A 22136-nucleotide genomic window follows, 5' to 3' on the forward strand; every position below is an offset into this window, starting at 1 on the left:
TAATCTGTTTGAACTGAGATTGCTAACTTGTTGATGAGGCATTGGTTTAAATGAAAGGAATGTTTGCAGCATTCGTGCTGGTCGGTTTGCTAAGCGGTTATGCTCAGGCTGGAAAAATTGTCTTTACCTCCAATGTGCCCGAGTTATTTGCTCAAGAAAACGGTTACTCCTTGGCGAAAATGTCGACTTTGGTTAGGCGTCTAAAGCAAGGCCAAGAACCGGTCTTATTTATTCACGGTGGTGATAGTTTGTCTCCTAATCCCTTGTCTGTTTATGACAAAGGGGCGCATATGATTTCCATTATGAATGCGATGGGAGTGGATGTGTTGGCGGTCAACCGTAGAGAGTTTAATAATGGTATTGATCAAGTCGCCCTATTAAGCACCAAAGCGCAATTTCCAATGGTGTTGTCAAACCTGCATGATCGTCGAACTATGAGCAATGTTGAAGGCGTATTGCCCTATGCAATTTTGCCGCTCGGTGATCTAAATATCGCAGTCTTGATGACGGTGTCAGAAACGATTAATAGCACCTACTTATTTAACTCGGCCGCGGTTTACGAAACACCGGATCAGATTAATCGCTGGGTTCATCAAGCTCGTGAAAAGGGGGCCGATAAAGTCGTATTAGTCACCGAGCGTGATTACCTAAAAAGTGTACCGGTAGACAGTCTAGTCGGTGTGGATCTTGTGTTTGTGACACAAGATGTTGCCGATACACAGTTATCTGAACAGCCGTTGGTGATGGCTTCCGGTGGTGTGGATGATGAAATGGTGATCGTGGATGTGACGGCTGAGTCCATGACAGCGAAAATTGTGCACACGGCTGATGAGCAGCCTGACGCGACCATGAATACGGTGATCAATCGTTATACCAGCCAACTCGATGTGGTATTAGGCCAGCAACTGACAACCTTAGCTGGTCCGATGGATTCGTTGAGAGCCACTCTTAGAAGTGATGAGTCACGTTGGGGAAATCTTGTGTTGGACGCGGTACGTCATTATACCCAAGCGGATTTTGCTGCCATCATCGGAGGCAGTATGCGAGGCTATCGTGAATATGACGCCGGTTATGTGCTCACGCGCCGTGATATACAACGAGAATTGCCGTTTGGCGGTACGGTTTATGTGGTCAAACTGAGTCCAGTAAAGCTCAAGCAGATACTGGAGCATGGCGTGTCCAATGTGGCAGACAATGATGGCCGTTTTCTACAAGTGTCTGGTTTACATTACCAATATGACGCCAACCGTCCAGTCGGTAGCCGTATCCTGTCTATTACCGATGCGTCGGGTAAGCCGTTAAATAGGTCAGAATATACCTTAGCCATCTCTGATTATATGTTTAATGGCGGTGATGGTTATGACTTTACTGACACTAGTTCGATCTCCGATAGGGTTAGTAGCCAACGTCTAATTTGGAATATTGTCTCCGATTATCTGGAGCAATTTGACACCATCCAGCCGGCCCTTGACGGACGCATCAAAAACCTTACGGTTTCACAGTAAAGGCTAGAGTTTATGGTAGAAATAACCGCTCACTTAAGAAAAAGCCTTCGAATTCGGATCACCGCCGCTGTGCTGATTATGATCTTGCTGATGCTGGTGACAGGAGGACTGTGCTTCTTTTATTTCTTGAAACTCAGTGACTCGGTGACACAGCAATCAGACCATGAGTTGCCTGCGTTACAGGTGTTGAACAGCGCCCAGTTAAGCATTACCCGCCTGTCGAACCTAGCTAATGAAGTGGCTAACAGTACCTCTCCTGCCTACAGTCGTATTCTCATGTCTCAAGTAAGAGATGAGGTCAGTGAGCTACAGAACAGTTTAAGTAAGCTTGATGCGCATAATGAGCAGATTACGCGTTTAACGGATGTCGTGGGCAAAATTGAACCCAGTGTGACCAGTATGTCGTTATCTAAGAGTATGCTGGATCAGGTCGAAGAAGAGCTACAAGAGCAGGTCAAACTCACCCTTAGGCAAACGATCCAGTATCATAAAACTAGCGATCAAGCGGAAGTTGATGTTGTTTTGGATGTGGTCTTGCTGGAGTTAAATCATCTGATGGGAGCGAATCATTTATATGAACAAAATCAGATCGTTGCTTCCCTAAAAGAGCGACTGCTGAAACTGGAACGCCTAGCCCCCAACATCTACTCTGAATTGTCTCCTTTGCTCAGTGCACCAAAAGGCGTATTCGACCTACTGTCTCAGCGGGAACTGCATCGCTCAGAAGTGGTGGGTATGAGTACACAAAATAAGATCTTGCTGGGTAATGTGGTGGACTTTGGTCACCGTGTCTATATGGAGACTGAAGCCAAGGTGGCACAACAGGCCGAAGCATTGTCGTTGAATGCCCATAATTTTGTTGATGGCTTGATCTTAACTTTTATTGTGCAGTTACTGGTGGCGGGATCTTTGTTGGCGTATTTGCACCGTCAGTTGTTTCGTCGTCTGCATGCTTTAAAGGGATTGGTGGGGCAGAATCGAACGATTACGGATGGGGATGTGGCCTTTTTTGATAGTCAAAATGAGCTAGGTAGTTTGGTCAAACAACTGCAGCTGTATATGAACACCATCACAGAGCAGCAGGCTCAGATTGAAAACACCAGTTATCAGCTGCAGTCCATTATTAAGCATTCACATATGAAAATCGCAGTCATAATAGGAGAGCGATTGCTGTACTGTAGCGAGCCGTTAAAACAGCTGTTTGCCAACCGCGCTTTGTTAGATTTAAACAGTTTTCCGGAGGACGTTGCGATCCATATTAAAGAAGTGATCGAAAGCCAATCGAATGCTTATGAAGGCGCGTTTTGGGATGTCGATAGCCAATGTTGGTATGACATCACTCGCGACTCGATTGTTTGGCAAAATCAGTCAGCGGATTTGATTTGCTTCTCAGATGTGACTGAGCATGTAAAAGCTGAACAAGAATTCAAACGTACTTTGTCAGCGGTTGAGAACGAAGCGCAACTTGATCCTTTGACAGGTCTACTGAACCGTAAAGCATTTGATAACAACCTAGTGGCTTTGGCTGATGAAGATGAGTTTGCGGACTTTGCCATTCTGCTTTTCGATGTGGATTATTTTAAAGAGTACAACGATCTGTTAGGGCACCTACAGGGTGATAACGTGTTGAAAATGGTGGCTGCGGTCGTCAAGCGCAATACTCCGAGCAAGGGCTTGGCCATTCGTTATGGCGGTGAGGAGTTACTGGTGTTCCTTCCTAGTACGCAAATTGAGACAGCGGTGGATATTGCACAAACCATTGTCGAAGATGTATTTAGCCAAGAAGTGCCTCATCCGACTTCTCCACATCAGTTTTTAAGTGTAAGTTGTGGTGTGAGTATTCAAAAACAGGCACAAGACTCTGTTTTGCAAGTATTTGATCAGGCAGATAAAAGTCTTTATAAGGCGAAAAATAGAGGACGCAACTGCGTGATGATCTGGTCAGGTGTCGAGGCAAGCTTGTTGTAATGTCTAACTTAGCCCAACTAGAAAGTGATTTATGGCAAATGTTACGCGTCGTTTAATTATTCCAGACTCGGTACGGATACATAGATACCAAAGTCTACCGGAACTGGCCCCGTCAGTGCTGTTCTTTAGTGGTGGCTCGGCACTGAATAAAATTTCCCGAGAGCTAAAGCGTTACACTCATCACTCGGTCCATTTAGTGACCCCATTTGATTCTGGTGGAAGTTCGGCGAAACTGCGCCAAGCGTTTGCTATGCCGGCGGTGGGTGATCTACGTAGCCGCATTATGGCCTTGGCGGATGAAACTGTATTAGGTCAGCCTGATGTCTATGAGCTGTTTCGTTATCGACTTCCATCTGATGCTTCTGCGTTTCAATTAGAGCAGGAGCTAGCGCAGTTGGCAGATGGTTCTCATCCTCTGATGCAGCCGATAGTGGCGCCTATGAAAGCCTTGATTAAGACCCAGCTAGGTCGGCTCTGTAAGCATTTGCCGGAAGGCTTTGATTTGCGTGGTGCCAGCGTTGGCAACTTAATTATTGCCGGTGGTTATCTTGGTCACCAACAGCTGTTGGATCCGATTATTTTCTTGTTCTCACGTTTGGTTAAAACCCTCGGTCAGGTGACCACCATCGTCGATGAAACACACCATTTAGGTGTGCGGCTGAACTCGGGTGAGGTTATTTTGGGGCAACACCTGATTACTGGCAAAGAGTATTTGCCTTTGCAGCAACCGATCGCAGATATTTGGTTGAATCAAGGTCTTGATGAAGAGCGGCCAGTATCTGCTTACTTGCCGGAAGATCGTAGACAAAGTATCGAACAAGCAGATTTGATCTGTTACCCGCCCGGTAGTTTCTTTACCAGCTTGATGGCGAATTTATTGGTCACGGGAGTGGCTGATGCCATTGTGGCGAATCCTAATCCAAAAGTGTATCTGCCTAATTTGGGCACAGACCCCGAGCAGCTAGGCTGGTCTCTGATGGCACGCATAGAGTGTATTCTCATCAAGTTGCTGGGGGAACCGGAGCTGAACCTGCATACACCCGTATTGAATTGGGTGTTGTTGGACCAGCACTATGACTATGGTGAATTTAACGCCGTGAGTCTGGCCAAGTGGGGCATAAATGTCGTCAAAACGCCACTGATTAAAGACAAGCCAGAGCGCTATGATGAGCGTTTACTGGCCGAGGCCTTGCTCTCTTTTGCATAGAGAGATGGATATTTTGTAGGCTATAAATCCTGTCACGAAAACGCTACACTTGTGTAAATTTTTAGGAAGCTTGAGCGTAGGCTCATGATCCATAGGCGGTTGTAATTTCCATGAGTAAAAAAATTCTCATCTGTGATGACTCTGGTATTGCCAGGAAGCAGCTAGCTCGAGTGCTACCCACTGAATGGGATGCGGAAGTTGAGTTTGCGACAAATGGTCAAGAAGCGTTAGCGCATATCCAATCCCAAAAGGTGGATATCCTGTTTCTTGATTTGAACATGCCAGTGATGGATGGCTACCAGACCCTCGACGCATTGAAGGGAGTAGCGAATGCGCCGCAGGTGATCGTGGTCTCTGGTGATGTCCAAGCGCAGGCCATGCAACGGGTCAAAGCGCTGGGAGCTTTAGACTTTCTTAAGAAACCCGTTGAACGGGATGTCTTACAAAACGTCATTTACTCCTTTGGTTTACTCGGCGAGAGTTCAAGCTCTGGATTGGTGGTGCAGGGCAGTGCGGCCGATGACTTTGGTTTAAGCCAGTGTCTGCAAGAGGTGTCGAACGTTGCCATGGGGCGTGCAGCCAGTGTCTTGGCCGATATGCTCAATGTGTTCATCAAGCTACCAGTACCGAAAGTGAACATCCTTGAGGTCAGTGAATTGCAGATGGCGCTGAGCTATGGTGCGATGAACTCTGGACGCTGCTCAGCGGTGACACAAGGATTCGTCGGTGCAGGAATTGCCATGGAAGCCCTGCTGATCTTCTCGGATTCGAGCTTTCCAGATATGGCTAAGCTGCTCAATGTGACCGAAGACATCGATAGTAATTTGGCTATTGAATTGCAGATGGACATTTCTTCGGTGTTGATTGGCCCTTTTATCAAGGCGCTTGGCGATCAGCTGAATATTGATTTTAGCTACAGCCATCCTGTGGTGTTAGGCCAGCATATGAAAGTGGCGGATTTGATCAATGTGAAGCGTGCTCAATGGAAGCGCACCCTCGCGGTAGAAATTGTCTACGAAGTGGATAATTACCAAATTAGTTGTGATTTGATGTTGTTGTTCACAGAAGATTCGTTACCAGTACTGGAGAATCTTTTGTCTTATTTGGTAGAGGATGATTGAAATGACGCAGCAAACAGAAATGACCGAGCTACATTGGTTGTTCGATATGCTGCAGCATATCGATGTCGGTCTCGTGGTGGTGAATGACAAGTACGAAATCGAACTGTGGAATGGTTTCATGGAAAACCATTCTGGCGTGAGCTCTAGTAATGCTCGTAACCGCTCGCTATTTGAAATCTTTCCGACGATTAACCGCCCTTGGCTACAGCAAAAGCTCGATAATGCTATGGCTTTGCGCACACCTATCTATGTGTCATGGGAACAGCGTCCGCATATGTTCCCGTTTAAGTCCTATCGATCGGTTACCAGTATTGCCGATGCCATGTATCAAAACGTGGTGATTCGCCCGATCAATAATGCTAATGGCACAGTGAACCATCTTTGCTTAGTGGTGTATGACGTGACCGATGTGGCGGTGAATAAAGCGGCCTTATCGGCGGCTAACCGTAAGCTGGATCAAATGAGCAAAACCGATGGTCTGACGGAGCTCAATAACCGCGCCAGCTTAGATCGCGCGATGAAGTTGACCTTTGATTCCTATGCGATGGGCAACAGTGGTCCCCATTGTTTGGTGATGGCGGATATCGATCACTTTAAAAATGTGAATGATACCTACGGTCATCCGATCGGTGACCTTGTGCTACAGGAAATGGCTAAGATCCTTTCATCTGGCTCTCGTCGCGGAGACTTTGTTGGGCGTTACGGTGGTGAAGAGTTTTGTGTCTTGCTTCTCAATACCAGTAAAGAAGGCGCGAAAGCGTACTGCGAAAAGATTCGTCAGCAGGTGGAAGAGCGAGTGTTCAATACCAGTAAAGGCGATATTAAGATTACCGTTAGCCTTGGTTGCAGCGAGCTTGGTAAACAGCACGACAGTCTAGAGCAATGGATAGAAAGTGCCGATAGCGCTTTATACAGTGCTAAGCACAATGGTCGTAACCAAACCGTGATGGCTGATTGAGTTTGTTCAGCCATCGAATATAAAAAGGCGCTTACATCCCATGTAAGCGCCTTTTTTGTGGTTATCTGAACTTATTATTCAGGTTGGCGTAGTTTGCCTAGCAAGCGCTTTTCGACCGCCGCAATCATCATCGACGCGATGTCTTCATTGGTCGCGGTTTCAATGCCTTGTAGGCCTGGAGAAGAGTTTACTTCCAGAAGCAATGGACCGTGATTAGAACGGATCAAATCCACCCCTGCAACTTTTAGATTCATGGCTTTCGCTGCGCGAATGGCAATGCGTTTTTCTTCTGCGGTAATTTTTACTAATTCTGCGCGACCGCCTTGGTGGATGTTAGCGCGGAACTCACCCGGTGCAGCAACACGTTGAATCGACGCTACGACCTTGCCATCAATCACGAAGCAGCGCAGGTCCTTGCCGCTGGCTTCTTTAATGAACTCTTGTACTAAGATATTGGCGTTAAGGCTCTTAAAGGCGTTGATAACAGATTCCGCGGCTTTCTTGGTTTCTGCCAAGACCACGCCTTTACCTTGTGTGCCTTCTAGCAATTTCACAATCAGTGGCGCACCGCCAACCATGTTGATGAGGTCTGTGGTATCGAGTGGTGAGTTGGCAAAACCTGTGGTTGGGATCGCCAAGCCGTGCTCAAGCAACAACTGCAGTGAACGCAATTTGTCACGTGATTGAGTAATCGCGGTAGAGTCGTTCAAACAGAAAATGCCCAGCGATTCAAACTGACGCAGCAGCGTGCAGGCGTAGAAGGTCATGCTGGGGCGAATACGTGGAATGACAGCGTCCAAGTCATTCAGAATACGGCCACCACGGTAGTGAATTTCAGGCGTGGTCGCATCCAATTTCATGTAGCAATGGCGCACGTTTAAGAATTGCATCTCGTGGCCCATGGCTTCACCCGCTTCGATAATTCGGCGGTTGCTGTATAAGTCAGGGTTGCTGGCCAAAACGCCAATACGTAAGCCGCCTTCACGAATCTCAGGGGCTTCATAAAGCTTAGCCAGCGTTTCTTGAGGACGATCACCGTAGATGCAGCTTACTTGAGGATCTACCAGCAGGCGGCCGTTCATCGCTTCGCGGCCCAGCAGCATACGGAAGCCCATGCTGTCACGGTCGGTCAGGGTAAGTTCTACGTCCCAAGTACGTTCGCCTAGCTGAAGCGGCACACGAATCACATAGCGCTTTTCACGATCGCCACTAGAGCTCTTGATGACACGTTGATCGATCACTTCCGCTTCACAGTAAACCACCACTTTGCGGCTGTCTTGGATCGGATGGACTTCAAAGGTTACCCACGTTTGTCCTGCTCGCTGGAACGATTGAATGTTTACGGCATGCAATGAAGATGTCTTAGCTCCCGAGTCCACTCGCGCTTTGATCGCTGGGATATTTAGGGATGGGAAGGTACACCACTCGGCGTTACCAATCACTGACTTTTGGTCAAAAAAATCACTCATAATGCGATGATCTCAATAATACTGAATGAGAAAAGGATACCGAACAAGGATAGTTCAAGTAAGCGATTTTGCTCGTTTTTATCCTAGCCGTAACAAGCTTGCGTTATAGCCTAAAGCGACTCAATAAGTAAGTAATTTTTGGTATTCAGATGGGATTTTGTGATTTGAATGTTCAGCATTACGTCAAACTATTGTAATCGAGACGTGAAGGACTAATATGAGCCAATCGAAGACAAAAATTGGAGCGATAAATGGATGCTCAGCTGATGCGCGAGCTTGAGGAATTAGGCGGAGAAATTCGTCCAAACAGCCTTAGAGAATGTGATGAGATCATCATCGATCAGCCCAGCTATAGTGCCCGAATTGCCCTGTGGGGCGGGCATTTGGTGAGCTTTGTGCCAACTGGACAAGCTGACCTCCTGTTTCAATCCGAGAATGAAGGCGCGCAAACTCGCTTTGGTCGCCGCCATTTCGGTGTGCCTGTTTGTTGGCCGTGGTTTGGCGCAAACACCGAAGACGACGATTTGCCGGCCCATGGCTTGGCGCGCTATTTCCGCTGGCAATTAGTGGAGGTTGGTCGCTTTAAAAATGGTGACGCCAAAATTGTCATTCGTCTAGCCTCAGAAGATCATCCATTGATCGAAGAAATGTGGCCGCAAGCGTTTGAATTGCGCCAAGTATTCCGTTTAGGGGAAGGTTTTAGTATCAACTTCTCGGCAGCGAACCTGTCTGACAAAGAGATGGCCATTTCCGAAGCGCTACACACTTACTTCCATATTGGCGATAACCAAACCGCTGAGGTACATGGCCTAGATGGCGCAACTTACGTGGACAAGTTTGATGATGGCAAGGAGAAAACGCAAAAGGGCATCGTCACCCCTTGCGAAGAATTAGACTGCGTTTATCTCAATGCGCCAGAGCAAGTGGCGTTAATCGATCCGACCCTGAAGCGTAAATTGCTGATTGAATCAGAGGGTGCGTGTTCTAAAGTGTTGTGGAACCCAGGTGAAGCACTCGCCAAACTGCGCACTGATATGGAAGACGACGACTTCCGTCGCTTTGTCTGTATTGAGACCGCTAACGCCCTGTCAAACGCTTACAAGATTCCTGCTGGGGAAATGCATCAGCTGCGCTTTACGGTGCACGTGGAGTCCTTAGAGCAAGACTAAGCCTTGTTCTGATTGCTTAAATGAAAAAGCCCAGTGCTCTTGGTGAGCACTGGGCTTTTTTATGTCTGCTGCAAAGACTTAGTCTAAGTCATATTCCATTATCAGCGGTGCGTGGTCAGAGAAACGCTGACCTTTGTAAACACTGCCACCTTTAATCACGTGTTTTAGGCCTGGTGTGGCGATTTGATAATCCAAACGGCCGCCTTCATCCAATTTCCAAGCACGTTCGTAGTCTGGCCACCAAGTGTATTGCTTATCTTGCTTATTGACCTGACGGAAGGCGTCGATGTATTCGTGATCATTGAAGATCTCGTTAATCCACTTGCGCTCTTCTGGCAAAAAGCCGGAGTTGCGTTGGTTGACGAACCAGCTGCTCACATCAATCGGCGAACGCGCCACGTTAGTGGTACCACAGAAAATAAACTCACGACGTTTGCGGCGAGTCTTGATTAAGTGGTTTTTGAAACCTTCCATAAAGCGGTACTTGTGTTCTTGTAGCGCTTCTTCGTGGTTCGAGCCATGCGGTGTCAAAAATGAGCCGATGCTGACTTTGTCGAAGTCGGCCTGAATAAAGCGACCTTCAAAGTCACATTCAGGGAAGCCCATACCGGTCATAATGGCTTTCGGCATGGCTTTACAATAGATTGCCACCCCAGCTTCATCTGGGTTTTCCATCGAATCAAAGAAGTAAGCATTAAATTCTGGTGGAAAGAATACGCTGTCGTTTAGGCTGCGTTCATCTGCTTGAAGATCTTGCAGACACACTACATCTGGGTCTTGGCGCACCATCCACTCAAAGAAGCCGCGTTCGGCTGCTTGTTTTATACCGTTTACATTAAGGCTGATGACCTTCATTTCTGGTCCCTACAATTCCTAGCCGTGTGTTATATTAGCGCCCATCGTTTGTCAGGAAAGCATATTTTGCTGACAAGAGGCAATTTGTTTGTAGTTTTTTATCTTTCTGGAGTCGGCATGAAACCTTACCAAAGAGAATTTATTGAGTTCGCCATTGAGCAAAACGTATTGCGTTTCGGCGAGTTCACACTTAAATCGGGTCGTGTGAGCCCTTATTTCTTCAACGCGGGCCTGTTCAATTCAGGACAAGCGTTGGCTAAGTTAGGCCGCTTTTATGCTGCAGCACTGGTTGAAGCAGGCGTGTCATTCGACGTTCTTTTTGGCCCTGCTTACAAAGGTATTCCGTTGGCGACCACCACAGCGGTGGCTTTGTTCGATCACCATAACATTGATACACCGTACGTGTTTAATCGCAAAGAAGCAAAAGCTCACGGTGAAGGCGGTACCCTAGTGGGTGCTCCTCTTGAAGGTAACATCATGATCATCGACGACGTGATCACAGCCGGTACGGCGATCCGCGAAGTGATGGAAATCATCAATCAAGCGGGTGCAACGCCAGCGGGTGTGTTGATCGCCCTAAACCGTCAAGAACGTGGCCGTGCTGAACTGTCTGCGATTCAGGAAGTAGAACGTGATTTCAACATGCCTGTCATCAGCATTGTGTCGTTGAACGACATCATGACTTACCTTGCAGAGCAGGACTCACCAGAGTTTGCTCAACACCTAGAAGCGGTGACAGCGTACCGCGATCAATACGGTGTTTAATTAACGGCTGGCCGCGCTTACGCGTGGCCGACCATTAATGTTGGAGCAATGACTTGCCATTGCTCCTGCCAGTGTTGTAATGGCTTGGTTTTGTACTCGGTTCTTACGTACTGGCGAATCTTTCCTTCCGTCAACGCCAATAAGTAATTTGCGCAAGCCGTTGTGCCCATCACTGGACGCAAGGATTGCTTTAGATCCGCTTCGCGCAAGATTTGGCGCAACTGCGTTTCAATACGATCAAACAATTGTGCGATACGTACCCGTAAGCGTTCGGTCTCACCGGCTAACGCATCCGCCGTCAACAAACGGCACATGCCTGGGTTTTGCTCGGCAAAACTCAACGTTAGGAACAGAATCATCTCCAGACGAAGATTGATATCGTTTTCGTCCTGCACAATACGATTAATACGTGTAAATAGAGTTTCTTCGATAAACTCGATTAACCCTTCAAACATTTTCGCTTTGCTTGGAAAGTGGCGGTACAGAGCTGCTTCTGACACGCCCACTTCTTTCGCTAAAGCAGCGGTAGTGATACGCGCCCCAGGACTGCTTTCCAGCATGCCTGCAAGGGCTTGTAATATTTCCGTGCGTCGATCGCTTTTTTTCGTACTCATATCAATACTGCCTATCGCTTATTAATTGGTGTTGTATGCGAGTTAAGCGTCTTTGTTCTGGTTGGTGATCAAGGTGCCTACGCCAGTATCGGTGAAGATTTCTAGCAGGGTAGCGTGAGGTACACGACCATCAATGATGTGAGCGCTGGTTACGCCAGAGTTCACTGCCGATAGGGCACAGCTGATTTTTGGTAGCATACCGCCGTAGATGGTGCCATCAGCGATCAAGTTATCTACTTGAGCTGTGCTTAGGCCCGTTAGTACCTTGCCTTGCTTGTCTTGCACACCAGAAATGTTGGTCAACAGCATTAGCTTCTCAGCACCCACGGCTTCCGCCACTTTACCAGCAACCAAGTCAGCGTTGATGTTGTAAGAGTTACCTTCATCATCGACACCAATTGGCGCGATCACAGGAATAAAATCGCTGTTTTCTAGAACTTTAAGAACGCTTGTATCAATGCTTGCCACTTCACCCACATGACCGATATCAACCTGCTCAGGAGCGCTCATGCCTTCGGCTTGGTGTTTCACAAACAGTTTCTTCGCTTTGATGAAACCGCTGTCTTTACCGGTTAGACCAATGGCTTTACCGCCAGCACGGTTGATTAGGTTAACGATGTCTTTGTTGACTTGACCGCCAAGTACCATCTCAACCACATCCATGGTCGCCGTGTCTGTGACACGCATACCGTTGATGAATTTAGATTCGATGCTTAGTTTCGCCAGCATGTCACCGATTTGAGGGCCGCCGCCGTGAACCACGATAGGGTTGATGCCGATCGCTTTCATCAACACGATATCACGCGCAAACCCCGCTTGAAGCGCTTCATCTGTCATAGCGTTGCCGCCGTACTTGATCACTAGCGTCTTGCCAGCAAAACGCTGGATGTAGGGTAGGGACTCGCTCAATACCTGAGCCACATCTAATGCTGATTCGCGTGTATATGCCACGATGGAAACACTCCTATTGTTATTCAAAGAGCTCTTTTGACTGGGTCAAAGAAGAGAGTGAAGAGGGCGCAAAGTCTTGCTCACCAAAGTCTACTTAAGGTATGTAGCAGAATCATTACAGCGAGTGTAAGCGACCACTTATGGGGGAAAATAATAACGTGAACCGCGTCGACTCTCTAGAAAAAAATAATGAAAATTGACGCGATATTGACCATTTGCAGTGATCTTTATTTACCAAACAAAGGATGCATGAGGTGGTTCAAAAAGAGTGGCAAGATAGCTGAACTCAATTCAACTATCTTGTTTTAGAAAGCGCTTACTTGGTGCCAGTAGAGCCAAAGCCACCGACGCCGCGGTCGCTGGCAACAAAGTCTTCGACGATGTTGAATTCTGCTTGTACCACAGGCAATAGCACTAACTGAGCAACACGCTCACCTGGCTCGATGGTGAAGCTTGTTTGGCCACGGTTCCAGCAAGACACCATTAGCTCGCCTTGGTAATCTGAGTCGATCAAGCCCACTAGATTGCCCAGTACAATACCGTGCTTATGGCCCAAACCAGAGCGAGGTAAAATCGTTGCCGCTAGATTCGGGTCTTCGATGTAGATCGCAAGCCCTGTCGGTAGCAAAGTCGTTTGACCAGGTTCAAGAGCGATGGCTTCGTCTAGGCAGGCGCGTAGGTCTAGACCGGCAGAGCCTTCGGTCGCGTATGCCGGTAGTGGCAGTTCAGTGCCAATCTTTGGGTTCAGAATTTTCAGTTGAATAGGGTGTTTCATTATGTCACTCATGAATGGGTGGATTGGTATTGAGTAATCAGCTCGACTAGCTCAACGGCTAGGGCTGATTTCGCCTCTTTCGGCGGTGTCCATTGTTGGTCTTTGGATAATACTGTGACTTGGTTCTCATCGTTGTTAAAACCAATGTCAGTGCGTGAGACATCGTTGGCGATGATCAGGTCCAGACCTTTGCGCTCTAGCTTACTTTTCGCATAGGCGATGACATCTTGCGTTTCTGCGGCAAAGCCAACCATGCATTTGGCGGCTTTTTCTTGGCTTAGGGTCGCGATCACATCTGGGTTTTTAACTAATGTCAGCTGCATTTCATCGCTGTCGCCAGTCTTCTTCATCTTTTGGGAAGCGACTTCTTTCATGCGAAAGTCAGCCACGGCAGCGGCACCGATAAACACATCAGCAGGCGTTGTCATGGCATTACGGCAAGCTGCGAGCATATCGTCCGCGCTTTTAATGGCAATGCGCTGCACACCTTGTGGTGCGTCCAGCTGTGTTGGGCCACTAACAAGAGTGACTTTTGCACCACGGGCCTGTGCAGCTGCGGCGAGGGCGTAACCCATTTTGCCAGAGCTGTGATTACTGATGTAACGCACAGGGTCGATGGCTTCCATCGTAGGCCCTGCGGTAATGACCCAATGCTGACCCACTAGGTCTTGCTTAGTGGGAGTGAGAGCTTGTTGGATAGAGGCGAAGATACTTCCCGGCTCTTCCATACGGCCAGGGCCCACATCGCCACAGGCTTGAATGCCAGACGCTGGGCCGCACAGCATTACGCCGCGCTGTGCCAGCAACTCAGCATTGGCTTGTGTGGCAGGGTGGCGCCACATGGCTTGGTTCATCGCGGGCGCCAGTAATACCTCTGCATCAGTGGCTAAGCAAAGCGTCGTCAACAGATCATTGGCCATACCTTGGCTATAGCGTGCCATAAAATCAGCGGAAGCTGGCGCGACTACAATTAGGTCGGCCCACTTCGCCAGCTCAATATGTCCCATGCCCAATTCTGCGGTCGGGTCTAACAGTGTGCTGCGAACGGGATGCCCTGAAATCGCCTGTAAAGTCATCTCAGTGACAAAGGCTTTGGCACCTTCGGTTAACACCACCTGAACCTCGGCGCCGGCTTTGGTGAGCAGACGGATCAATTCAATGGTTTTATAAGCGGCGATACCACCGGTAATCCCCACGAGAATCTGTTTGTTCACAAGACTGGACATCATTCGTTTCTTATCCCAAAGTGACAGACAACGCTGAATATGATGGAGCACAGGATGTGCCAACCTATTCGCGACTAGAATGCGCAAAGAGTACCACAAGGAGGTGAGTATTATGAGCATAAAACAATGGCCAGAAGCGGAACGCCCACGGGAAAAGTTAATGCATCAGGGAGCTCATACACTGAGCGATGCGGAACTATTAGCCATTTTTCTAAGAACCGGCACCCAAGGAATCAGTGCAGTGGAGCTGGCGCGTCGAGTGTTACATCAGTTTGGCGGTCTGCGCGCCTTATTGTCTGCATCGAGAGAAGAGTTTTGCCAAGGCTTTGGCCTAGGGGATGCCAAATACACCCAGCTGCAAGCCGTGTTAGAAATGTCCAAGCGGCATCTGCAAGAGCAACTGACCCGAGATACGGTTTTTAATAGTGCCGAAGCGGTGCGAACTTACTTAACGACTCAGCTACGCCATTCCCAGCGGGAAATCTTCGCGGTGTTGTTCTTAGACTCACAACATCGATTGATTCGTTATCAAGAGCTCTTTATGGGCACCATCGACAGTGCCGCTGTGTATCCAAGAGAAGTGGTCAAAGCAGCCCTGACTCATAATGCGGCCGCAGTGATCTTGGCCCACAACCACCCCTCGGGCGTATCCGAACCCAGCCAGGCGGATATCAACATCACCGAACGCATACGCAAAGCGCTAGATCTGATTGATGTACGCTTATTGGATCATTTTATCGTGGGAGATAGTCGGCCGTTGTCGTTGGCAGAAAGGGGATTGCTCTGATTGAGATTGTCTGCCAATAGATTTCCTGTTGTTTAATTTACGTGCTTTTTAAATCCGGTACTTGTTGAGGTACGAGACATTGCGCAAGTAAATTGAATACTGGAAAGCTTCGCGTGAGGATATAATTGATCAATTTTTTAACAAATCATTTGCTGTTTACAGGGGACTGTGGGAGAATTCGCGCCGCTATATCCTCGGTACGGGATTTTGTGGCCCCCGCGTTCACTTAAAAGTGTTCCAGAGTGACCCACGCTCCGCCTGAGGAAGTGCAAACTTCCAATAATCTTCGGATAGCATAAGGTATTTAATTATGTCTCGCGTATGTCAAGTTACTGGGAAGCGTCCTATTACAGGTAACAACGTTTCTCACTCAAAGCGTCACACTAAGCGTCGCTTTCTTCCTAACCTTCACTGGCACCGTTTTTGGGTAGAAAGTGAAAGCCGTTACGTTCGTATCCGTGTATCTTCTAAAGGTATGCGTATTATCGATAAAAAAGGCATTGATTCAGTTCTTGCTGAAATCCGTGCTCGTGGCGAAAAAGTATAAGGAATCTGAATCATGGCTTCTAAAGGCGCTCGCGATCTAATCCGCATGGTATCTTCTGCAGGTACTGGTCACTTCTACACGACTGACAAGAACAAGCGTAACACTCCAGACAAATTGGAGATGAAAAAGTACGATCCTGTTGTTCGTAAGCATGTGATGTACAAAGAAGCGAAAATCAAATAATTTTTGCTTTCTTGTAAACGAGAAAACCGGCCCAGTGCCGGTTTTTTTGTATCCTAAAGACGCTAATCATTAAGAACTTGAGGAAAGTATGCCGGAATTACCCGAGGTCGAAACCACCAAGAATGGCATTGCGCCGCATATCTTAAATCAAACCATAGAACGCATAGATATTCGTCAGCCCAAGCTACGTTGGCCAATTCCTGATGATGTGCCAGCAAAATTACCGGGCCAGGTCGTCCGCAATGTTACACGTCGCGGCAAATATATTGGTGTGCAGACCGATGTGGGTACGTTGATTATTCATTTAGGTATGTCGGGCAGCTTGTACTTTGTCGCGCCGGAAACACCGCCAATGTTTCACGACCATGTGGATATTCATTTTGCTGGGCTTGATAAAGTATTGCGTTATACCGATCCGCGTCGCTTCGGTGCCATGCTATGGCAAGAAGGGGATTGGCAGTTACATGAGTTGATTTCGCATCTAGGCCCAGAACCGCTTACCGATGCCTTTGATATTGATTACCTCTATGAAAAAGCCAAAGGCCGTAAGCAGGCGATCAAGCAGTTTATTATGGATAGCAAGATCGTGGTTGGGGTCGGGAATATTTACGCTAATGAAGCCTTATTTATGGCGGGCATTCGTCCCACTCGTGCGGCGGGTAATATTAGTAAAGCGCGCTTAGCGGTATTTGTGGAATGCATTAAAACTGTGTTGGCGGCTGCCATCGCGCAAGGTGGTACAACATTAAAAGACTTTGTCAGTGGTGAAGGTAAACCAGGCTACTTCAAGCAAGAGCTGAAAGTCTATGGCCGTGCAGATCTACCTTGTGTGACCTGCCAAGCCCCTCTTAAAGAAATTCGCCAAGGGCAGCGTAGTACCGTTTATTGCGTTAATTGTCAGAAATAATTCTTTTCATCTAGCCAAAGCATCTTGTTGATAAACATCGGCAAGATGCTCCGCTCAGGTCTATCTTTAAATCTTTCAAACTCTATCTAGTATTCGATAAACGCGAATAATGGTGTAAATGTGCACGCTGACGTTGCGCTTAAACAATAATCAGTTTATTTTTGACCGATTAGCCAGTTTTATCATTGTGAAGCTGGAATCGAAAAGTATTCTAAGGGGAGTTATTGATGAAAGGTGTCTTTCTTGCGTCGGCTACGGTGTTAGCCATTGCCGCATCCTCAGCTTATGCTGCGGACATTAAGCCTGCTGTGGTGTACGACCAAGCCGGTAAGTTTGATAAGTCGTTCAACGAAGGTGTGTACAACGGCATTACCAAGTTTACCAAAGATACTGGCATTGAAATTCGTGAATCTGAGCCGAAAAACGAAGCTCAAGTAGAGCAAAACCTACGTCGTTTGGCCAAACGTGGTTACTCGCCAATCGTCGCGGTGGGCTTTACCATGATGTCTGCGGTGCAAAAAGTGGCGCAAGACTTCCCGGATATTCGGTTCACTATCATTGATGCGGTGATTGATCTGCCAAACGTGCAATCGATTGTTTTCAAAGAGCACGAAGGCTCTTTCCTTGTTGGTGCATTAGCGGCGATGGCGTCTAAGACAGATACCGTTGGCTTCGTTGGCGGTATGGACATTCCATTGATCCGTAAGTTTGGCTGTGGTTACGAACAAGGTGTGAAATTTGTCACGCCTAACGCAACCGTCATTCAGAATATGACCGGCTCAACGGGGGCCGCGTTTAATGATCCGACCAAGGGATCTGAGTTGGCGAAGAGCCAGTTCTCGCAGGGCGCGGATGTGGTGTTTGCCGCAGCGGGCGGTACTGGTATCGGTGTTTACCAAGCCGCAAAAGATGAAGGTAAGTTAGCGATCGGTGTCGATTCAAACCAAAACCACATTCATCCAGGCACCATGCTAACCTCGATGGTGAAGCGTGTCGATTCTGCTGCTTATAAAGTCTTTGAAGAAGCCAATACTGGTACTTGGAAGCCAGGTCTAGAAGTGCTTGGTTTGTCAGATGGCGGTGTGGATTGGGCGTTGGATGACAACAACAAGGCGCTGATCACGGCAGAAATGAAAGCGAAAATGGACGATGTAAAAGCGAAGATCATCAGTGGTGAGATCGGTGTTCACGATTACATGGCTGATAGCACTTGTAACTATTAATCGCTAAAAAAGCAGCTGTTCACTATCTTTGGTAGTGGGCAGCTGCTTTTTTTTGCTTAAAACTTTGCATAGAAACAAATATGACTCAACAAACACATCCATACTCGATTGAGTTAGAAGGGATTTCAAAACGTTTCGGTACGGTGCAAGCGAATAAAAACATCGACTTGCAAGTCCCAGCGGGCACGATTCACGGCATTATCGGTGAAAACGGCGCGGGCAAATCCACTCTAATGAGCATCATTTACGGCTTCTACGAGGCAGACTCTGGCTTTATCTCAATTGATGGAAGCAGAGTCTCGATTCGTAATTCTCAAGATGCGATCAAGGTTGGCATTGGCATGGTGCATCAGCACTTTATGTTGGTGGAAAACTTTTCTGTTTTAGAAAACGTAATCTTAGGCGCTGAAGGTGGCGCCGTTCTAAAACAAGGTATGGATGCCGCACGAAAAGAGTTAAAACGTCTTGAGCAAGAGTACAGTCTGGATATCGACGTTGATGCGATCGTAGAAGACTTACCTGTTGGCCTGCAGCAGCGCGTTGAAATCTTAAAAGCCTTATACCGTGGCGCCAAAATTCTGATTTTGGATGAGCCCACTGGTGTCTTGACACCGCAAGAAGCCGATCACCTGTTCCGCATTTTAAAATCCCTGAAAGAGCAGGGGGTGACGGTCATCTTGATTACCCACAAGCTGCGTGAAATTCTGGCCTCGACAGATAATGTTTCTGTGATGCGCCAGGGCGAAATGGTCGCGCACCGCGAAACAGCGAAAACTGATAAAGAGGAACTCGCTGAATTAATGGTCGGCAAGAAAGTTCGCTTGAAGGTAAATAAAGACGAAGCCAAGCCACAACAAACGGTTTTATCAGCGAAAGATCTTTCTTTCTTTGATGGTCAAGGGGTGGAGCGTCTGAAGAAAGTTTCCCTTGAACTGAGGGCGGGTGAAATTCTGGGTATCGCCGGTGTGTCGGGTAATGGCCAGAGTGAACTGTTAAATGTGCTCTCCGGTATTACACCTATGTCATCGGGTGAAATTCAATTTGCCGGTCAATCCATTACGGCCAGTGCTCCCAAAAATGCGGCGCAAATGCGTGGCCTAAAAATGGCTCATGTGCCAGAAGATCGCCATAAGATGGGCTTGGTGACGGGTTTTGAAGCCTACGAAGCGGCGGTGCTGGGTTACCACGATTCCGCAGCCTACAACGGCAAGGTGCTCATGAAGCGCAAAGCCATGCTGGATGAATGTAATGAGCGCATGGCGGCTTGGGATGTGCGTCCGCCGAATCCCCATTTAAAGACCGCCAATTTCTCTGGTGGTAATCAGCAAAAAATCGTGATTGCCCGTGAAGTGGAGCAGAACCCAGAGGTGCTCTTGATTGGTCAGCCAACCCGTGGCGTGGACATCGGAGCAATTGAAAATATTCACGAGCAAATCGTGAAGCTAAGGGATGCTGGTAAAGCCATTCTTTTGGTATCTGTAGAATTAGATGAAATTATGGCGTTAAGTGATCGAATTATTGTGATGTTTGATGGGGCTGTTGTCGGTGAAGTGGCCGCAAGCGAAGCGGATGAACGTACGCTAGGCTTAATGATGGCCAATGCGTGGACTGAGGGACAAGGAGGGCAGGCATGAGTCAGGCAAAAGTCCCTGCATGGGTCAGTGTTGGGTTAATTCCGCTAATGAACATCTTGCTCGCGTTCTTGGTGTCAGGCTTGGTGTTTCTGGCCATTGGTGAAGACCCTATCGAAGCGGCGGGTTACTTACTCTATGGCGCCTTTGGTTACGACGAGGGAATCGGTTATACGCTGTATTACGCGACTAACTTAATCTTTACTGGTCTTGCGGTGTCTGTGGCCTTTAAAGCGGGCTTATTTAATATCGGTGGCGAAGGTCAGGCCTATCTCGGTGGTCTAGGCGTTGGCTTACTGTGTTTGTGGTTGGATAGCTCATTGCCGCTATTAGTGATTGCGCCGTTGGCGATTATTGGTGGCGCTTTATTTGGTGCGGCATGGGCCTATATTCCGGCGTATCTACAAGCACGCCGCGGTAGCCATATTGTCATCACCACCATTATGTTCAACTTTATCGCCTCTTCGTTAATGGTTTATCTGATGGTGAACTGGCTAAAAGAAGAAGGTGTGATGTCTCCGATCAGCCGTACCTTTGCAGAAAGTGCATGGCTTCCTTATCTGTACGATATCTTTGCGCCGTTTGGCTTGGATATTGGTGATTCGCCATTAAACCTGGCATTTGTATTGGCACTGTTATGTTGTGTGTTCTATTGGCTGCTGGTGTGGCATACCCGTTGGGGGTATCAGTTGCGCACGGTGGGTACAAATCCCACAGCAGCGCAATACGCAGGTATAGACAATGCCAAAGTGACCATTTGGGTGATGTTAATCTCGGGCGGCCTAGCGGGTTTGGTAGGTGTGAACGAGATTATGGGGGTAAACCATAACTTATTGCTGAACTTTACCGCGGGTTATGGCTTTGCCGGTATCGCTGTGGCGCTGATGGGACGTAACCATCCGATTGGTATCATCTTAGCCGCGATTCTGTTTGGCGCACTGTATCAAGGTGGCGCGGAACTGGCGTTTGAGATTCCGACCATCACCCCTGAAATTGTGGTGGTGATTCAAGGTCTTGTGATTCTGTTCTCTGGTGCACTAGAGAATATGTTTAAAGGCAAGATCGAAGGTTTATTTTTACGCAGAGCGGCAGCATAGGAGCGCGGTATGTTTGAAACATTAATACTGATTCTCGATGCGACCCTGCGCGTATCGACTCCGTTAATTTTGGCTGCATTGGCGGGCTTGTTCTCAGAGCGTTCTGGGATTGTTGATATTGGTCTAGAAGGCAAGATGCTCGCTGGTGCTTTTGCGGCTGCCGCGGCTGCCGCAGTATTTGGCTCCGCATGGATCGGTTTACTGTTTGCCATTGCGGCATCGGTCAGCTTGGCGCTGATTCATGGCTTTGCTTGTATTACCCACCGCGGTGACCATATTGTCTCTGGGGTGGCCATTAATACTATCGTGGCAGGTTTGACCGTCACACTTGGTTTAGATTGGTTTGACCAAGGTGGTCAAACACCGTCTCTGACGGGTGATGCGCGCTTTACACCAATTACCTTTCCGTTTGCTGAGCAACTAGCCGATGTCCCTGTGATTGGTTTGCTCTACTCAGAACTATTAAGCGGTCACAATATCCTAGTCTATCTGGCCTTTGCTATGGTGCCGGTGACGTATTGGGTAGTATTCAAAACACGCTTTGGTTTGCGTCTGCGTGCGGTGGGTGAGAATCCCCATGCGGTGGATACGGCGGGTATTTCTGTGGCGCTGGTGCGTTACCGTGCTGTGATTATCTGTGGTGTGTTATGCGGTATTGCTGGCGCCTACTTATCCACTGCGCATAATGCTGGATTCTTAAAAGATATGAGTGCGGGTAAAGGCTATATGGCGCTTGCAGCACTGATCTTCGGTAAATGGCGACCAGTGCCAGTACTGCTTGCTTGTCTACTATTTGGTTTTCTGGATGCTGTGGCTGTCCGTTTACAAGGCGTGTCCTTACCAGGGGTTGGTGAAGTACCTGTGCAAGCCATTGAAGTGTTGCCGTATGTACTAACCGTGTTATTGCTGGCGGGCTTTATTGGTAAGGCGGTTGGGCCAAAAGCCATTGGTAAGCCTTATGTGAAAGAGCGAGCTTAATAGCCACTGTACTCACTCACACTAAAAGAGAAGCTTCGGCTTCTCTTTTTCATTTATGTACTGCATCAATGACCAGCCCCTATGGTGCGCTTTAAATCAGCCAAAGGGCATAGAGAATATTCTTTTAAACTTTTTTAAAAAAAGTGCTTGCATTAAAAATCCGCGACGGTAATATACGCACCCACTGACACGGCAGACCG

At 47.8% G+C, this 22136-nt stretch carries 21 protein-coding genes and 1 pseudogene; 15 read left to right on the top strand and 7 right to left on the bottom strand.

The window, feature by feature from the left end:
* Nucleotides 1-50: 50 nt before the first annotated feature.
* The 5 genes from ACOSVP_RS14335 (at nt 51) to ACOSVP_RS14355 (ending at nt 6759) form a co-directional block, all read left to right on the top strand.
* Entirely contained in the window at nt 51-1505 is a 1455-nt protein-coding gene (locus tag ACOSVP_RS14335) for a bifunctional metallophosphatase/5'-nucleotidase (protein WP_487348174.1), read from the top strand.
* A 12-nt stretch (nt 1506-1517) separates the two neighbouring features.
* Entirely contained in the window at nt 1518-3473 is a 1956-nt protein-coding gene (locus ACOSVP_RS14340) for a diguanylate cyclase (protein WP_487348175.1), read from the top strand.
* Nucleotides 3474-3504: 31 nt separating this feature from the next.
* Entirely contained in the window at nt 3505-4680 is a 1176-nt protein-coding gene (locus ACOSVP_RS14345; protein WP_487348176.1) for a GAK system CofD-like protein, read from the top strand.
* Between the two features lie 110 nt (nt 4681-4790).
* Nucleotides 4791-5801 (top strand): response regulator, encoded by a 1011-nt coding sequence (locus ACOSVP_RS14350; RefSeq protein WP_487348177.1) that lies wholly within the window; start codon nt 4791-4793, stop codon nt 5799-5801.
* Between the two features lies 1 nt (nt 5802).
* The gene (locus tag ACOSVP_RS14355; RefSeq protein WP_487348178.1) at nt 5803-6759 is read left to right on the top strand and encodes a GGDEF domain-containing protein; all 957 of its coding nucleotides are present in this window, start codon (nt 5803-5805) and stop codon (nt 6757-6759) included.
* Nucleotides 6760-6833: 74 nt separating this feature from the next.
* Here ACOSVP_RS14355 and rimK read toward each other — a convergent pair whose 3' ends face one another.
* The gene (gene rimK, locus ACOSVP_RS14360) at nt 6834-7748 is read right to left on the bottom strand and encodes a 30S ribosomal protein S6--L-glutamate ligase (RefSeq protein ID WP_487348192.1); all 915 of its coding nucleotides are present in this window, start codon (nt 7746-7748) and stop codon (nt 6834-6836) included.
* Nucleotides 7749-7814: 66 nt separating this feature from the next.
* Nucleotides 7815-8228: pseudogene (locus tag ACOSVP_RS14365) on the bottom strand (ATP-dependent zinc protease family protein); the annotation flags it as partial.
* Nucleotides 8229-8479: 251 nt separating this feature from the next.
* On the opposite strand from ACOSVP_RS14365, the gene ACOSVP_RS14370 reads away from it, so the two are divergent.
* Nucleotides 8480-9397, top strand: coding sequence for a D-hexose-6-phosphate mutarotase (locus ACOSVP_RS14370; protein WP_487348179.1), 918 nt, complete (start codon nt 8480-8482; stop codon nt 9395-9397).
* A 78-nt stretch (nt 9398-9475) separates the two neighbouring features.
* Here the strand turns inward: ACOSVP_RS14370 and ACOSVP_RS14375 are convergent, their stop codons facing one another.
* Nucleotides 9476-10252: an exodeoxyribonuclease III gene (locus tag ACOSVP_RS14375; RefSeq protein ID WP_487348180.1), complete on the bottom strand. Its 777-nt coding sequence runs from the start codon at nt 10250-10252 to the stop codon at nt 9476-9478.
* 117 nt (nt 10253-10369) lie between these two features.
* Here ACOSVP_RS14375 and pyrE point away from each other — a divergent pair, with 117 nt between their 5' ends.
* Nucleotides 10370-11017, top strand: a complete 648-nt coding sequence (gene pyrE / locus ACOSVP_RS14380) for an orotate phosphoribosyltransferase (RefSeq protein ID WP_487348181.1) — start codon at nt 10370-10372, stop codon at nt 11015-11017.
* Between the two features lie 17 nt (nt 11018-11034).
* On the opposite strand, the gene slmA is transcribed toward pyrE, so the two are convergent.
* From slmA to coaBC, 4 genes are all read right to left on the bottom strand, one after another.
* Nucleotides 11035-11631 carry a nucleoid occlusion factor SlmA gene (slmA, locus tag ACOSVP_RS14385; protein ID WP_487348182.1) on the bottom strand — a complete coding sequence of 199 codons (597 nt, stop codon included), beginning with the start codon at nt 11629-11631 and terminating at the stop codon, nt 11035-11037.
* Nucleotides 11632-11673: 42 nt separating this feature from the next.
* A complete protein-coding gene (gene argB, locus ACOSVP_RS14390) occupies nt 11674-12582 on the bottom strand; it encodes an acetylglutamate kinase (RefSeq protein ID WP_487348183.1) in 909 nt (302 codons plus the stop codon).
* A gap of 316 nt (nt 12583-12898) precedes the next feature.
* Nucleotides 12899-13357: a dUTP diphosphatase gene (dut, locus tag ACOSVP_RS14395; RefSeq protein WP_487348184.1), complete on the bottom strand. Its 459-nt coding sequence runs from the start codon at nt 13355-13357 to the stop codon at nt 12899-12901.
* A gap of 8 nt (nt 13358-13365) precedes the next feature.
* Entirely contained in the window at nt 13366-14583 is a 1218-nt protein-coding gene (gene coaBC / locus ACOSVP_RS14400) for a bifunctional phosphopantothenoylcysteine decarboxylase/phosphopantothenate--cysteine ligase CoaBC (RefSeq protein ID WP_487348193.1), read from the bottom strand.
* Between the two features lie 112 nt (nt 14584-14695).
* Here coaBC and radC point away from each other — a divergent pair, with 112 nt between their 5' ends.
* The 8 genes from radC to ACOSVP_RS14440 all read left to right on the top strand — a co-directional run bounded on the left by radC (nt 14696) and on the right by ACOSVP_RS14440 (nt 21936).
* The gene (gene radC, locus ACOSVP_RS14405; protein ID WP_487348185.1) at nt 14696-15370 is read left to right on the top strand and encodes a RadC family protein; all 675 of its coding nucleotides are present in this window, start codon (nt 14696-14698) and stop codon (nt 15368-15370) included.
* 310 nt (nt 15371-15680) lie between these two features.
* A complete protein-coding gene (rpmB, locus tag ACOSVP_RS14410) occupies nt 15681-15917 on the top strand; it encodes a 50S ribosomal protein L28 (RefSeq protein ID WP_487348186.1) in 237 nt (78 codons plus the stop codon).
* 12 nt (nt 15918-15929) lie between these two features.
* The gene (gene rpmG / locus ACOSVP_RS14415; protein WP_111637483.1) at nt 15930-16100 is read left to right on the top strand and encodes a 50S ribosomal protein L33; all 171 of its coding nucleotides are present in this window, start codon (nt 15930-15932) and stop codon (nt 16098-16100) included.
* A gap of 88 nt (nt 16101-16188) precedes the next feature.
* Nucleotides 16189-17007: a bifunctional DNA-formamidopyrimidine glycosylase/DNA-(apurinic or apyrimidinic site) lyase gene (mutM, locus tag ACOSVP_RS14420; protein ID WP_487348187.1), complete on the top strand. Its 819-nt coding sequence runs from the start codon at nt 16189-16191 to the stop codon at nt 17005-17007.
* Between the two features lie 227 nt (nt 17008-17234).
* On the top strand, nt 17235-18230 hold the full coding sequence (locus ACOSVP_RS14425) for a BMP family lipoprotein (RefSeq protein ID WP_487348188.1): 996 nt from the start codon (nt 17235-17237) through the stop codon (nt 18228-18230).
* A gap of 80 nt (nt 18231-18310) precedes the next feature.
* Nucleotides 18311-19864 (top strand): ABC transporter ATP-binding protein, encoded by a 1554-nt coding sequence (locus ACOSVP_RS14430; RefSeq protein WP_487348189.1) that lies wholly within the window; start codon nt 18311-18313, stop codon nt 19862-19864.
* A complete protein-coding gene (locus tag ACOSVP_RS14435) occupies nt 19861-20958 on the top strand; it encodes an ABC transporter permease (RefSeq protein ID WP_487348190.1) in 1098 nt (365 codons plus the stop codon). Before ACOSVP_RS14430 ends, ACOSVP_RS14435 begins: the two co-directional genes overlap by 4 nt.
* A gap of 9 nt (nt 20959-20967) precedes the next feature.
* Nucleotides 20968-21936 (top strand): ABC transporter permease, encoded by a 969-nt coding sequence (locus tag ACOSVP_RS14440; protein WP_487348191.1) that lies wholly within the window; start codon nt 20968-20970, stop codon nt 21934-21936.
* The last annotated feature ends 200 nt before the right edge of the window (nt 21937-22136 follow it).

Source organism: Marinomonas sp. HM11-D, from assembly GCF_057626615.1.